General features: G+C 68.1%; 12 protein-coding genes. All 12 read right to left on the bottom strand.

All coding sequences use genetic code 11. From position 1 onward, the window contains the following. Positions 1-3 precede the first annotated feature (3 nt). Positions 4-3,630, bottom strand: a complete 3,627-nt coding sequence (smc, locus tag HF877_RS07380) for a chromosome segregation protein SMC (protein ID WP_169620529.1) — start codon at positions 3,628-3,630, stop codon at positions 4-6. Positions 3,631-3,652: 22 nt separating this feature from the next. After that, on the bottom strand, positions 3,653-3,934 hold the full coding sequence (locus HF877_RS07375; RefSeq protein ID WP_169620528.1) for an acylphosphatase: 282 nt from the start codon (positions 3,932-3,934) through the stop codon (positions 3,653-3,655). A gap of 7 nt (positions 3,935-3,941) precedes the next feature. Next, positions 3,942-4,379, bottom strand: coding sequence for an OsmC family protein (locus tag HF877_RS07370; protein ID WP_169620527.1), 438 nt, complete (start codon positions 4,377-4,379; stop codon positions 3,942-3,944). A 57-nt stretch (positions 4,380-4,436) separates the two neighbouring features. Next, on the bottom strand, positions 4,437-5,300 hold the full coding sequence (mutM, locus tag HF877_RS07365) for a bifunctional DNA-formamidopyrimidine glycosylase/DNA-(apurinic or apyrimidinic site) lyase (protein WP_169620526.1): 864 nt from the start codon (positions 5,298-5,300) through the stop codon (positions 4,437-4,439). Between the two features lie 4 nt (positions 5,301-5,304). Continuing rightward, positions 5,305-6,078 (bottom strand): ribonuclease III, encoded by a 774-nt coding sequence (gene rnc / locus HF877_RS07360; protein ID WP_169620525.1) that lies wholly within the window; start codon positions 6,076-6,078, stop codon positions 5,305-5,307. Between the two features lie 13 nt (positions 6,079-6,091). Then, positions 6,092-6,274, bottom strand: coding sequence for a 50S ribosomal protein L32 (rpmF, locus tag HF877_RS07355; RefSeq protein WP_006551208.1), 183 nt, complete (start codon positions 6,272-6,274; stop codon positions 6,092-6,094). Between the two features lie 2 nt (positions 6,275-6,276). Then, a complete protein-coding gene (locus HF877_RS07350; RefSeq protein ID WP_169620524.1) occupies positions 6,277-6,891 on the bottom strand; it encodes a DUF177 domain-containing protein in 615 nt (204 codons plus the stop codon). Positions 6,892-7,002: 111 nt separating this feature from the next. Continuing rightward, positions 7,003-7,761 carry a DivIVA domain-containing protein gene (locus HF877_RS07345; protein WP_169620523.1) on the bottom strand — a complete coding sequence of 253 codons (759 nt, stop codon included), beginning with the start codon at positions 7,759-7,761 and terminating at the stop codon, positions 7,003-7,005. Between the two features lie 140 nt (positions 7,762-7,901). Next, positions 7,902-8,405, bottom strand: a complete 504-nt coding sequence (gene coaD / locus HF877_RS07340; RefSeq protein WP_169620522.1) for a pantetheine-phosphate adenylyltransferase — start codon at positions 8,403-8,405, stop codon at positions 7,902-7,904. After that, positions 8,402-8,968, bottom strand: a complete 567-nt coding sequence (gene rsmD, locus HF877_RS07335; RefSeq protein WP_169620521.1) for a 16S rRNA (guanine(966)-N(2))-methyltransferase RsmD — start codon at positions 8,966-8,968, stop codon at positions 8,402-8,404. The genes coaD and rsmD overlap by 4 nt, the downstream gene beginning before the upstream one ends. Next, positions 8,965-12,366, bottom strand: a complete 3,402-nt coding sequence (locus tag HF877_RS07330; RefSeq protein WP_169620520.1) for a pyruvate carboxylase — start codon at positions 12,364-12,366, stop codon at positions 8,965-8,967. Before HF877_RS07330 ends, rsmD begins: the two co-directional genes overlap by 4 nt. A gap of 196 nt (positions 12,367-12,562) precedes the next feature. Continuing rightward, positions 12,563-14,872 (bottom strand): ATP-dependent DNA helicase RecG, encoded by a 2,310-nt coding sequence (gene recG / locus HF877_RS07325; RefSeq protein WP_169620519.1) that lies wholly within the window; start codon positions 14,870-14,872, stop codon positions 12,563-12,565. Between the last annotated feature and the right edge of the window lie 29 nt (positions 14,873-14,901).

The raw sequence follows: 14,901 nt of genomic DNA, 5'->3' as shown, positions 1-14,901 counted from the left end.
CTGTCAGGCTTGCGCCTCTTCCTCCGGCCCGGGGACGGGTGTCGGGACGTTCTGGCCGCGCATGCGCTGGGAGATGACACGGGTGATGCCGTCGCCGCGCATGCTGACCCCGTAGAGCGCGTCGGCCACTTCCATCGTGGCCTTCTGGTGCGTGATCACGATGAGCTGGGATTTTTCCCGCAACTGCTCGAACAGTCCGATCAACCGCCGGAGATTGGTGTCGTCCAGTGCGGCCTCGACCTCGTCCATGACGTAGAACGGGGACGGCCGGGCCCGGAAGATCGCGACGAGCATCGCCACTGCGGTCAGCGACTTCTCGCCACCGGACAGCAACGACAACCGCTTGACCTTCTTGCCCGGGGGCCGGGCCTCGACCTCGATGCCTGTGGTGAGCATGTTGCCGGGCTCGGTGAGCACCAGCCGGCCTTCACCGCCGGGAAACAGCTTCGCGAACACCTGCTCGAACTCGCGTTCGACGTCGACCCACGCCTCGGTGAAGATCTGCAGGATCCGGGCGTCCACTTCGTCGACGACGGCCAGGAGGTCCTTGCGGGCATTCTTGACGTCCTCGAGCTGCGTGGCCAGGAAGTTGTACCGCTCTTCGAGGGCTGCGAACTCTTCGAGTGCGAGGGGATTGACCTTGCCCAGCGTGGTGAGATCCTTCTCGGCGCGCTTGGCTCGCCGCTCCTGGGTCGTCCGGTCGTAGGGCATGGGTTGAGGCGCGACCACCTGCTCCCCCCGCTCACGAGCTTGCTCGTACTCCGCGATCTCGACGTCGCTCGGAGGCAGCGGCACATCGGGTCCGTATTCCGAGACCAGATCGTCGAGCGCGATGCCGTACTGCTCGAGAATCGTCTGCTCGAGCTGCTCGATTCGCAGCGCCGCCTGAGCACGGGCCACCTCGTCGCGGTGAACGGAGTCGGTGAGCTGGTCGCGCTGCGTGGTGAGTTCCCGCACGAGTGCACGCGCGTGTTCCAGTTTCTCGGTGCATTCGGTGCGCAGGCGCGTGAGTTCCTCGCGGTGGGCGAGTGCCTCTGCGACCACCGTCTCGAGATGCGCAGAGACCCGGCCTCCTGCTTCCGCGACCGCCGCGGCGACCGCAGCGGCCTGTCGCCGGCTGCGGCGGGCACGCTCTGCGCGGGCGCGGGCCTCCCGCTCGGCCTGGGCGGCGCGACGAAGAGAATCAGCTTTTCCGCGAAGGGATTCCGCGCGTTCCTCGGCCGTACGGGCCGCGAGCCTGGCTTCGACCTCGACTGCGCGCACTTCGGCGAGGGCCGCAGCGGTCATCTCACGCTCGGCCGCGGTCGAGTCGGTGCCGCTGCCGTCTCCGGTGCCGGACTGTTCGTCTTCTGCGAGCCGCAGCCGCTCTTCGAGCTCGACGAGCTTCTCCCGCGCGGTGTCGCGTTCCTTCTCTGCCGCCGAACGCTGAGCGGCGAGCCGTTCCGATTCGGCGTGGGCGTTTCGCGCCACCTGCCCGAGCCGCCCCAGCTGCTCGTACACCGCCGACATCGCGGCATCCGACTCGTTGAGAGCGGCGAGGGTCTGCTCGACGTGCTCGGCGCGATCCTTCTGTTCGGTGAGCGCGCCGGCGAGCGCCGCCGCGAGTTCTTCGGACCGCCGGACCGCGCGGTCGAGACCGTCGCGCGACGTATCGATCGCGGCCTGGATCTCGAGGGTGCTCGGTGCACGATCCGATCCGCCGATCACCCAGCCGGAACCGGCGAGATCTCCCCCACGGGTCACCGCACGCAGGTCGGGGCGCTGGGCACACACGTGTGCCGCCGCGTCGAGATCGTCGACGACGACGGTGCGGGCAAGCAGTGCGTCGAGCGCTCCACGTAGGTCCGGGGGGCAGTCGACGACGTCCCGGACCCAGCGCGCACCGCTCGGTGGATCGCCCGCGTCGCCGGGGCCGGACGCGTCGGCGGCGACGAACGCGACCCGCCCTTGGTCGGCTGCCGCGAGGGCTGCCACCGCGTCGTTCGCGGACCGCACCGACGCCACCGCGAGGGCATCGGCGGCGGGTCCGAGCGCGGCCGCGACCGTGGCCTCGTACCCGGGTGTCACCCGCAAGCGCTCGGCGAGGGATCCGAGCAGTGCTCCTCCGGTGTCGTTGCCGAGCAACCAGGCAGCGCCGTCCTTACGTTCGAGTCCCATCGACAGTGCGTCGATGCGGGCCTCGAGCGAGGCCACCTCCTTGCCGGCCGCACGTTCGGCTTCCTGCAGTTCGGTGACCCGCGCGTCGGCGAGGCGCTGCGCAGCGACCGCCCGTTCGTGTTGCGCGTCCGCGTCGATCTCCCCGGCGTCGAGGTCGGCGATGCTGCGTTGCGCGGTTTCGAACTCCGCCTGGGCCTCGACGCCGCGCAGGCGCGCTTCTTCGATCGCGACGGTCAGGCGCGCGATCTCCGAGTCGACGGAGTCGGCGCGGGTGCGGAACGTGTCGACCTGCCCGGCGAGGCGTGCGAGCCCCTCGCGTCGGTCGGCGATGGCACGCACCGCCGCCATGTGTGCCCGTTCGGCGGCAACTGCGAGTTCTTCCTGCGCGGCGAGTTGTTCCCGTGCGGCCTCGAGCGTTCCGTGCGCGATCTCGACGGCTTCGACGAGTTCGGCTTCCTCGGCGGCGATCCGGTCGGCGCGGGCCTCCATCTCGTCGGGGTCCTGCCCGGAGCGGTCCTCGGGTTCACTGTGCAGGTGGCGGGCGCGCTCCTGCGCGACCCGCACTGTCGCCGACACCCGTTCGGCGAGCGCCGACAGCCGGAACCAGGCCTGCGACGCGGCCTCGGCGCCCGGGGTGAGCTGGGCGAGCGACTGCTCGAAGTGGGCGAGTTCGATGTTGGCGTCGTCGAGCGCGGACAGGATGTGGTCGAGGCGCTCCCGGATGGTGCGTTCCTGCTCGTCCTGACCGGCGAGTTCGGCGCGGCGGGTGACGAGGTCGTCGGCGGCGAGCCGCAGCCGCGCGTCGCGCAGGTCGGCCTGGATGCTCTGTGCACGGCGCGCGACCTCCGCCTGCCGGCCCAGCGGCTTGAGCTGGCGGCGCAGTTCCGCGGTGAGGTCGGTGAGCCGGGCGAGGTTGGCCTGCATCGAATCGAGCTTGCGGACGGCCTTTTCCTTGCGGCGGCGGTGTTTGAGAACCCCGGCAGCCTCTTCGATGAAGGCGCGGCGATCTTCCGGGCGCGACTCGAGGATCGCGGCGAGGCGTCCCTGGCCGACGATGACGTGCATCTCACGGCCGATGCCGGAGTCGGAGAGCAGTTCCTGCACGTCCATGAGCCGGCACGAACTGCCGTTGATCTCGTATTCGCCGGCGCCGTCGCGGAACATGCGCCGGGTGATGGAGACTTCGGAGTATTCGATGGGCAGTGCGCCGTCGGCGTTGTCGATCGTGAGGGTCACTTCGGCGCGGCCGAGTGCCTGCCTGCCCGCGGTGCCCGCGAAGATGACGTCCTGCATCTTGCCGCCGCGCAGCGCTTTGGCGCCCTGCTCCCCCATGACCCAGGTGAGGGCATCGACGACGTTGGATTTGCCGGAGCCGTTCGGTCCGACGACGCAGGTGATACCGGGCTCGAAGCGCAGAGTCGTCGACGACGCGAAAGACTTGAAGCCCTTCAGCGTCAGACTCTTCAAGTGCATGGGAGAGAACCTTACCGGCGACTCAGCGCTCGACGAACCCGGTCAGCCCGCCCCGCGCAGGTTCCCAGCTCTCGACGACGAGCCGGACCTCGCCCGGCGTCCCCGGCGAGCGGAGCAGGTCGAGGAGCCGTTCCAGGTCGGCGAGCGGACCCTCGGCGATGACGAGGACCCGCCCGTCGGGGTGGTTGGTGGCGTGACCGACCAGACCGAGTTCGAGTGCGCGCGCCCGCGTCCACCAGCGGAATCCGACGCCTTGCACGCGTCCGTGCACCCACGCGGTCAGGCGCTGCGGTGTCTCGGTCACGATGTCCCTACGCGTCCGGGGTGATGGTCAGCGTCACCTGGGTGCCGCGCTCGAGAGTGCGTCCCACCGTGCACACCTTGGCGATGGAACGCTCGACGAGTGCGATGAGGCGTTGCTGCGCATCGGCGTCGAGTTCGGACATGTCGACCTCGAGGTTCTCGGCCAGGTGCGGGTAGACCTCGTTCTCACGATCGGCGGCACCCGCGACGCGGATGGTGGCGTCGTAATCGTCGCCGAGCCTGCGGGAGAGCGGAAAGTCCGAACTCATCCCCGAGCATGCGGCGAGTGCGATCTTGAGCAGTTCTCCGGGGGTGAACACCCCTTCGACGCCCTCGGAACCGATGGCCACTTCGGCGCCGCGTGAACTGCGGCCGGTGTAGCGACGGGTGCCGGTGCGCTCCACCCACAACTCGGTGGGCGCGGTATCAGGAGTCGGGTCAGCCATACGGAGAATCCTGCCATGCGCGTCCGACACGGGCCGCACGCAGGACCTCGGATCCGCTCACCGCCCGGCGCGCGGCCGCGGCTGGCACTTGGGGCAACTGTAGGAGGAGCGGTTCATGAACTTCTCACGCCGGATGGGAGCCCCGCACCGCCTGCACGGCAGGTTCTCCTGGCCGTACACGTTGAGCGACCGCTCGAAGTAGCCCGATTCACCGTTCACGTTGACGTACAGCGCATCGAACGAGGTGCCGCCCTGGTCGAGCGCCTCCCCCATCACCTCTCGCGCCGCCGCGAGGACCGCTTTCAGTTTCGGTCCGGACAGGCTGTCGGTGAGGCGGTTGCCGTGGATCTTGGCGCGCCACAGCGCTTCGTCGGCGTAGATGTTCCCGATGCCGGACACCACCGTTTGATCGAGGAGTGCTCGTTTGATCTCGGTGTGCTTGCCGCGCAACACCTTTACGACCGCATCAGGGTCGAACCGCGGATCCCTGGGGTCGCGCGCGATGTGCGTGACCGGCAGCGGGAGGCGTGCTCCGTCGACGTCGAGGAGCGGCGCGAGCGCCCATCCCCCGAACGTCCGCTGGTCGACGAAGCGCAGTTCTGCCCCGTTGTCGAGGACAGCCCGGATGCGTAAATGCTTCTCCTGGGGCACCGTCGGGGGTTGCACGAGCATCTGACCGCTCATCCCGAGGTGTACGACGAGTGCCATGTCACCGGGCTCGAGCACGAGCCACATGTACTTGCCGCGCCGCTCCGCTGCGGTGATGTGCTGCCCGGTCAGTTGCAGCGCGAGATCACGCGGTCCCGGTTCGTGCCGGCGCACCGCGCGCGGATGCAGAACCTGAACGGACTCGATGGTCGCGCCGAGGATGTGCGCCTCGAGACCCCGACGGACCACTTCCACCTCGGGGAGTTCGGGCACGTGCTCAGGCGTCCTCGGAAGAAGCGTCCGTCTCTGCGGTCTCGCCGGCGGACTGATCGGAGAGCGCCTGCCACGCCGTGGCTGCCGCCTTCTGCTCTGCTTCCTTCTTGGTCCGGCCTATGCCGACACCGAGTGGAGTACCGCCGATGATCGCGGTGGCGGTGAATTCCTTGTCGTGATCGGGCCCGGTCGCGGTGATCTCGTACACCGGAACACCGAGGCCCCGCTCCGCAGTGAGTTCCTGCAGGCTCGTCTTCCAGTCGAGACCGGCGCCCAGGCGCGGGCCGCGCTCGAGGAGATCACTGAACAGACGCAGTACCACCTCGCGGGCCACGTCGATGCCGTGCTGCAGATGCACGGCGCCGAGCAGGGATTCCATGCCGTCGGCGAGAATGCTGGCCTTGTCCTTGCCTCCGGTGAGTTCTTCACCCTTACCGAGAAGCAGGTGTGCGCCGAGTCCGCCGGGGCCGAGCTTGCGCGCGACCTCCGCGAGAGCGTGCATGTTGACGACGCTCGCACGGATCTTCGCGAGCTCACCCTCGGACTTGTCCGGGTGGGTCAGATAGAGCTTTTCCGTGACGGCGAGTCCGAGGACCGCGTCGCCGAGAAACTCGAGACGTTCGTTGGTGGGAAGACCGCCGTTCTCGTACGCGTACGAGCGGTGCGTCAACGCCAGGATCAATAATTCGGGTTCCAAAGTCACGCCGAGGGCGACGAGGAGAGGTGTGTACTGCTCCTCGTCGCCCACGGGTGGTGTATTGGTCGACTTGCTCGTCACGTGAATACCGTTACTAGACGGGCGCGGTCACCTGACGGCCGTTGTACGTACCGCACGACGGGCACGCCACGTGGGGCAGCTTCTTCTCGCCGCAGCCACGGTTCGGGCAGGTAACGAGCGTCGGCGCAGTGGTGTTCCACTGGCTGCGCCGCGACCGGGTATTGGAACGCGACATTCTGCGCTTGGGGACGGCCACGTCTACTTCTCCTCGTTGTTCATGCTGACGATTTCACTGCTGGATTTTTCGGAGCCTGCACCGAACTTGGCTGCCAACCCAGCCCAGCGAGGATCCATTATCTCATGCCCGTGCCCGGATTCCGCAATCGCCAGGCGAATGCCGCATTCGGGACACAAGCCCGCACAGTCGTCGCTGCACAGCGGCTGGAGCGGAAGCTCCAGGCCCACGGCATCGACGAGGACGGGTTCGAGGTCGATCAGGTCGTCTTCGACCCGGTAGACCTCATCTTCGGCGGAAGTCTGATCCGTGACGCTGTTCGGGTAGGCGAACAACTCGGTGAGAAACAGATCGACAGGTTCGGTGAACTGCTCGAGGCAACGCGAGCACTCACCGACAGCCTCGGATCGAACTGTACCCGTGACCAGAACACCTTCGGACACCGCCTCCATCCGAAGATCGAGTGCGATATCGGTTCCTGGCTCGATCGCGATCAGATCGAGCCCGATCCGAGAGGGAGACGGAACGACGCGCTCTACCGTACGCATGGAGCCGGGGCGCCTGCCCAGGGAGAGCGTATCCAGAACCAGACCGCCCTCTCGATCGCGACGAGACGCGTTGGTATGGCGGGAGGACACGAAAACTCACTTTCGGATAGACGGCACTGCCAAGTGATTGGGCAACCGTTCTATAATACGCGATCACGCCCCCGGCAGGAAACCGTCGGATACTCCGGCTCGCTACGTCGGTCAGCGCCGGCGTACAGCGCGATGATCGGCTTCCGCGTAGTCGGGAACGCCGGAGGTACGCAACTGCTGACGTCCGCGGCCTACCGACCGCAGCGTGCCTCCGAGGAGTTCCTCGAACTCCGCGAGCTTGCTGTCGATGTATTCGTCGCATTCGGTGCGCAACCGGTCCGACTCGGCGTGGGCGGAGTCGATGACCCGGGCCGACTCCGCGTGCGCGGCCTGCACCACTTCGGTCTGCGACACCAAGCGTGCCTTCTCCGCCTCACCGTCGGCCACCGACCGCTCGTACGAGGCCTGCCCGGCCTCGGCCAGACGTTCGGCGTCGGCGCGTGCCCTGCCGGTGAGAAGTTCGTACTGCTGCTTGCCGTCGGTGATGAGATCGTCCGCTTCGACCCGCGCGTCCTGCACCAGTTCGTCGGCGTGCGCACGCGCCTCCCCGACCATGCGATCGGCCTGCGCCTTCGCGTCCGCGAGCATCCGGTCGGCGTCGGCGCGCGCGTTCTCGAGGAGCGCGCGGGCCTCCTCGTCGGCGTCTCCGACGGTCTTGTCGGCTTGCGCACGCGCGTCGTCGATCAGCTTGTCGCGATGGTCGAGGACGTCCTGTGCGTCGTCGAGTTCGGGCGGCAGTGCGTCGCGGACATCGTCGAGAAGCTCGAGTACGTCACCGCGGGGAACCACACAGCTCGCGGTCATCGGGACGCTGCGCGCCTCTTCGACGATCGCGACCAGTTCGTCGAGTGCCTCGAATACCCGGTACACGTTCTACCCCAATCACTCGCTTCACCCGGCCGCTGCGACCGTGCCGCATCCAGTCTGCCGCAGCGCGGCCCCAGCAGGTGTTCCCCGCGCCGGTGTGTCGAGAAACCGCGAGAAACCGGAGAGAGTGTGAGAAGTCTCGCTCAGCGGCCGCCGTTGCGGGCAGCGGCCCGTTCCGCGATGCGGGCGAGCAGCCGTTCGTGGACGGCCGCGGGCAGCATGTCGTGCACGTCTCCCCCGTACGTCGCGACCTCTTTGACCAGTGAACTGGAGAGGTAACCGAATGCGGGATTGGTCGCTACGAACAGGGTGTCGACACCGGTGAGCTTGTGGTTCATCTGGGCCATCTGCAACTCGTAGTCGAAGTCGTTGGCGCCGCGCAGACCTTTGACGATCGCGGAGATGTCGTTCGCCTTCGCGTAGTCGACGAGAAGGCCCTGCCACGAATCGACGGTCACGTTCCCCAGATGCGATGTCGCTTCGGCGAGCATGTCGAGTCGCTCCGGAACGGTGAACATCCCCTGTTTGTTCGGGTTGATCACCACCGTCACCACGACCTCGTCGAACTGGAGGGAAGTCCGTCCGATGACGTCGAGGTGCCCGTTGGTCACCGGGTCGAAGGATCCTGGGCAGACCGCGCGGCTCATGACCCAGCACCGTAGCAGGTAGCGATTTCGATCCTGCTCTCCCCATATCTACGTGTACGTCCCGGCTCGAATGCGTCCGGCCACACCGTTTCCGGTGATCGTGACGACCGCTCGAGCACCACGACGGAGTCCTCCCTTACCCAGCCGCCGGCAAGGAGCGCGTCCAGTATCGCCGCGATCTGCTGCTCGTCCACGGCGTAGGGCGGGTCGGCGAGCACGAGGTCGTACACACGATCGGCAGGAGCGGCGAGCACCGCCGCCACCGGTGCCGTACGCAAGACGGCTCCCGGCACCCGCACGGTCGCGATGTTCTCCCGGATCACCGCGGCCGCTTTCGCATCCGATTCGACGAGCAGGGCATGGGCAGCACCCCTCGACAGTGCTTCGAGACCGAGTGCGCCGGACCCGGCAAACAGGTCCAGGACCGCGGCGCCGTCGAGGTCCATTCGTGCTTCGAGCGAACTGAAGAGCGCCTCGCGCACCCGCTCCGAGGTAGGCCGGGTCCCGCGGGGCGGCACCTTCAGGCGCCGCCCCCCGGCCGTCCCGGCAACGATGCGTGTCACTCGGCGCTGTCCGCGGTGGACACCTCTACGAGCAGGTCGCCGCCTTCGACCTGCTGCACGGGACCGATCGCGACCCGCGCGACGCGGCCTCCGCGAGGAGCGGTGATCGCCGCTTCCATCTTCATCGCCTCGATGGTGGCGACGGTGTCGCCGGCCGAGACGGTCTGGCCTTCGGAGACCACCAGGGTCACCATTCCGGCGAACGGCGCCGCGACGTGGCCGGGGTGGTTCCGGTCGGCCTTCTCCGCCGCGGGCACCTCGGACGCGACGGAGCGGTCACGCACCGCCACCGGGCGCAACTGCCCGTTGAGAATGCACATCACCGTGCGGAAACCGCGCTCGTCGGCGTCCGAGATCGCCTCGAGGCCGATGAGCAGTTCGACGCCCTTGTCCAGGCGCACCCGGTGTTCGTCACTCTGCCGGAGCCCGTAGAAGAACTGGTTGGCGGACAGCTCTGTGGTGTCCCCGTACTGCTCGCGGTGGTTCTCGAAGTCCTTGGCGGGGCCGGGGAACAGCAGCCGGTTGAGCGTGCGCCGGCGTTCGGACGACGACGCGACCAGGCCTTTTTCTTCGTCCGCGGTCAGCTGCTTTTCCGGCTTCGCGTCGGCACGGCCCGCCAGCGCCTTGCTGCGGAACGGCTCGGGCCATCCGCCCGCCGGCGTGCCCAGGTCGCCGCGCAGGAATCCGATCACCGAATCCGGGATGTCGAACTTGCCCGGGTCCGCCGCGAACTCGTCGACCGACACGCCCGCACCGACGAGGTGCAGCGCGAGGTCGCCGACCACCTTCGACGACGGTGTGACCTTGATGAGCCGCCCGAGCAGGCGGTCAGCCCCGGCGTACGCCGCCTCGACGTCTTCGAAGCGGTCGCCGAGACCCAGTGCGATGGCCTGCTGACGCAGGTTCGACAGCTGACCACCCGGAATCTCGTGGGTGTAGACACGACCGGTCGGAGCCGGAAGGCCCGACTCGAACGGCTTGTAGACCTTGCGCAGCGCCTCCCAGTACGGCTCGAGGTCGCACACGGCCTGCAGATCCAGGCCTGTGTCGAACTCGCTGTTCGCCGCCGCGGCCACGATCGCCGACAACGCCGGCTGGCTCGTCGTTCCGGCCAACGCCGCCGACGCACCGTCGACCGCGTCGGCGCCCGCGTGCCACGCCGCGAGGTAGGTCGCCAGCTGGCCACCGGGGGTGTCGTGGGTGTGCACGTGCACCGGGAGGTCGAAATTCTTGCGCAATGCCGACACGAGAGTGGCCGCGGCGGGTGCGCGCAGAAGTCCGGCCATGTCCTTGATGGCGAGCACATGCGCGCCGGCCTCGACGATGTGCTCGGCCAGCTTCAGGTAGTAGTCGAGGGTGTAGATCGTCTCGTTCGGGTTCGACAGATCACCGGTGTACGAGAGGGCGACCTCGGCGATCGTCGTGCCGGTCTCCCGGACCGCGTCGATCGCGGGGCGCATCTGATCGACGTTGTTGAGTGCGTCGAAGATGCGGAAGATGTCGATGCCGGTGGCCGCGGCTTCCTGCACGAAGGCACGGGTCACGGCCTCGGGGTACGGGGTGTAGCCGACAGTGTTTCGGCCCCGCAGGAGCATCTGGAGATTGATGTTCGGGATCGCTTCGCGCAGTGCGGCGAGTCGTTCCCACGGATCCTCGTGCAGGAAGCGCAGTGCCACGTCGTAGGTCGCGCCGCCCCAGGCCTCGATCGAGAGCAGTTCGGGCGTCATGCGGGCGACGTGCCCGGCGACGGTGAGCAGGTCCTTGCTGCGGACCCGCGTCGCGAGCAGCGACTGGTGCGCATCGCGGAAGGTGGTGTCGGTGACGCCGACCGCCTTCTGCTCGCGTAGGGCGCGTGCGAACCCCTCCGGGCCGAGTTCGAGAAGCCGTTGCCGCGAGCCTGCCGGCGGCGGGGTGCTCAGATCGATGTCCGGCAGCTTGTCGTGCGGGTAAACCGTGGTCGGCCGCTCACCGTGCGGTTTGTTGACCGTGACGTCGGCCAGGTAGGTGAGGATTTTCGTTCCGCGGTCCGCCGACGAGCGCAGCGTCAGAAGCTGCGGGCGCTGCTCGATGAACGAGGTGTTGACGCGCCCGGCCCGGAAGTCCTCGTCGACGAGGACGGCCTGGAGGAACGGGATGTTGGTGGAGACTCCGCGGATACGGAACTCGGCGACCGCGCGGCGGGCACGCGCCACCGCCGCGTCGAAGTCGCGGCCGCGGCAGGTGAGCTTGACGAGCATGGAGTCGAAGTGCGCCGAGATCTCGGCGCCCACCGAGGTGCCACCGTCGAGGCGGATACCGGCGCCGCCGGGGGTCCGGTAGCCGGTGATGCGTCCGGTATCGGGCCGGAACCCGTTGGCGGGATCCTCCGTCGTGATGCGGCACTGCAGCGCGGCACCGCGGATGGTGATCTTGTCCTGGCTCAACCCCAGATCCTCGAGCGATTCGCCGGCTGCGATGCGCAGCTGTGCCTGGACGAGGTCGACGTCGGTGATCTCCTCGGTGACCGTGTGCTCGACCTGGATGCGCGGGTTCATCTCGATGAACACGTGGTTGCCGCGCTCGTCGACGAGGAATTCGACCGTGCCGGCGCACTGGTAACCGATCTCCCGTGCGAACGCGACCGCGTCCGCGCAGATGCGATCGCGGAGTGCGGGGTCGAGGTTCGGCGCGGGCGCCAACTCGATCACCTTCTGGTGGCGGCGCTGAAGCGAGCAGTCGCGCTCGTAGAGATGGATGACGTTGCCGTAGTTGTCGGCGAGGATCTGCACCTCGATGTGCCGGGGGTTGACCACGGCCTGCTCGAGGAACACGGTCGGATCGCCGAAGGCGGCGTCGGCTTCACGCGACGCGGCTTCGATGGACTCCCGCAACTGGTCGGGCTCGGCGACGCGGCGCATGCCTCGTCCGCCACCACCGGCGACGGCCTTGACGAAGATCGGGAAATGCATGTTCTCGGACGCGGCCACCAGAGCGTCGACGTCGGCGGAGGGTTCCGACGACGCCAGCACCGGCAGACCGGCGGCTTTCGCCGCTGCGATCGCGCGCGCCTTGTTGCCGGTCAGCTCGAGGATCTCGGCGGGCGGGCCGACGAAGGTGATGCCGGCGTTCGCGCATGCCGCTGCCAGTTCGGGGTTCTCCGAGAGGAAGCCGTAACCGGGATAGATCGCGTCGGCCCCGGCGGACACGGCGGCGTCGACGATCCGGTCCACGGACAGGTAAGTCCGGACGGGATGACCTTCGTCGCCGATCTGGTACGCCTCGTCCGCTTTCAGGCGGTGGAGCGAGTTGCGGTCTTCGTACGGGAACACCGCGACAGTTCCGGCGCCCAGTTCGTAGGCGGCACGGAACGCCCGGATCGCGATCTCGCCACGGTTGGCGACAAGCACTTTGGAGAACATTGGACGACGGTACCGCGACGTAACAATCGATTCGCTGCCCCGGTTCCATATCCTGGGAAAGTGTGGCTACCTGTGACGACTGGAACAATTCAGACGTCTCAGAGGTAACACGCCGGCAATCCCCTCAGCCCTCTCGCCGTAACCTCTCGGCCCGCTCCCGGAGACGGTGCGCGAAACGTAACACCGGGATCGCGGCTCAGGACTTGTCCAGATACTCGATGCTCTCGGTGTCGAGCGCAGCCGTCACCATGCTCGCCAGACCCGGGTGCTCCCGTAGTCCCGGGTCCTGATCGGTGACGGTCCGCGCGAACGCCCGGGCGGCTTCGATGACGTCCCCGTCGTCGACGAGCGAAAGCAGACGCAGCGTGGTCACCGTGCCCGACTGCGCCTTGCCCAGAACATCGCCCTCGCGGCGCAACTGCAGGTCGAGTTGCGCGAGTTCGAACCCGTCGGTCGTTCCCGCGACCGCCTGGAGGCGGGTCATCGTCGGGGATCCCGGCTTCGTGTCGGTCACCAGCAGGCACAAGCCCTGGTGACCGCCTCGGCCGACGCGCCCGCGCAACTGGTGCAACTGGCTCACACCGAATCGGTCGGCATCGACGATCACCATCACGGTCGCGTTCGGCACGTCGACGCCGACCTCGACCACGGTGGTGCAGACGAGCACGTCGACGGCACCGTCGTTGAACTCGCGCATGACCGCGTCCTTGTCGTCGGCGGGCAACCGGCCGTGGAGGAGTCCGACGTTCAGATCGCGGAGAGGGCCGGAGGCGAGCATCTCGTGAAGTTCGAGCACGGAGGTCGTCTCGGGGGGCTCCTGCGCACCGGACGCGCGTGCGCGTGACTTGCCGGCCGGTGCGGCGCCCTGCTCGCCCGGGTCGACGGGGAGGTCCTCGTCGGTATCTCCGTCGCCGATCCTCGAGCACACCACATAGGCCTGCCTGCCGTCCGCGACCTCTTCCCGGATGCGTTCCCAGGCGCGGTCGACCCACGTCGGATGCACTTTCGCCGGCACCACCCGGCTCACGATCGGCGAACGACCACGCGGCAGTTCCCGGAGGGTGGAGACCTCGAGGTCGCCGAGCACCGTCATCGCGATGGTGCGCGGGATCGGTGTCGCGGTCATCACGAGCACGTGCGGGGACGCGCCGTCGCGGCCGCGGGAACGCAGCGAATCACGCTGTTCGACGCCGAAGCGGTGTTGCTCGTCGACGACGACCAGTCCCAGGTCGAAGAAGTTCACACCGTCCTGGATCAGCGCGTGCGTGCCGATGACGATCCCGGCGTCGCCGGTGACCGCCTCGTTGAGCGCCTTCCGCTTCCGGGCCGTACTCATCGAGCCGGTGAGCAGAGTCACGCGGGTCGCGAGTTCATGAGCTCCGAGTTCTCCGGCCGACGCCAGATCGCCGAGCATCGCGGTCAATGACCGGGCGTGCTGCGCCGCGAGCACCTCGGTGGGTGCGAGCAGCGCACACTGGTGTCCCGCGTCGATCACCTGCAGCATCGCCCGCAACGCCACGATCGTCTTACCGGAACCCACCTCACCCTGTAGCAACCGGTTCATCGGGTGCGGACGCGACACGTCGGCGGAGATCTCTTCGGCGACGGCGAGCTGGCCCGCGGTCAGCTCGAAGGGCAGACGCCGATCGAACTCCTCGGCCAGTCCCCCGTCGCGGCGCGCGCACGCCGGTGCCGAGCGCACCTCCACGTCGTGGCGCCGTTGCGCCAGCACGAGCTGCACGGCCGCGGCTTCGTCGAACTTGAGCCGGTCGCGGGCGCGGTCCACCTCCTCCTTGGTGTCGGGGAGATGGACCGAGCGCAGCGCCTCGTCGAGGCCGATGAAACCCCGGTCGGCCAGCACCCAGTCGGGCAGCGGGTCTTCGACGGGATCGAGCTGGTCGAGGACTTGGCGCACACAGCGCATCACCGTCCACGACTCGACGTCGCGGGTCGCGGGGTACATCGGGATCAACGCGCGGTCGAACACCGACATGTCGACACCCGCCGCGTCCTGCGCGGTACGTGCGAGGCCGGCGAGCGCACCCGCACCTCGGACGCGCGCGGGGGCTGCGGAGACGAGGTCGGCGGCGGTGCGAGGTTCGGGCAGAACCACGTAGCTGGGGTGGGTCAGGCTCCACTTGTCGCGGAAGTACTTGACGGTGCCGGAGAACATCGCCCGGACGCCCGGTTTGATGTTGTGCTTGACCTTGTGCGGGTTGAAGAACGTGACGTCGATGGTGTGCCGGTCGGATCGCAGCCGGACCGCGAGTCGCTTGCCCGCGCGCGATTTCATCGGCACTTCCTGCGCGGATTCGACACGCGCGATGATCGTGATGTGCTGGCCTTCGACGGGGCGGCTCTCACCGAGTTCCGCTCCTTGCGTCGCGTAACGGTGCGGGTAGTGCCGCAGCAGGTCCTCGACCGTGGTCATCCCGAACGCGTCGGACAGGGCATCCGCCGTCTTGTGCCCGAGGAGATGATCGAGCCGGTCCGCGAGTGTCGCCACTGCCGTCCCTTCCGCATTCCGTGTGGTGG

It is taken from the genome of Rhodococcus sp. BL-253-APC-6A1W, from assembly GCF_012843405.1.
GTDB lineage: Bacteria > Actinomycetota > Actinomycetes > Mycobacteriales > Mycobacteriaceae > Rhodococcus.
Note: the sequence above shows the minus strand (reverse complement) of the source record. Positions and strands in the feature narration are given on the sequence as shown.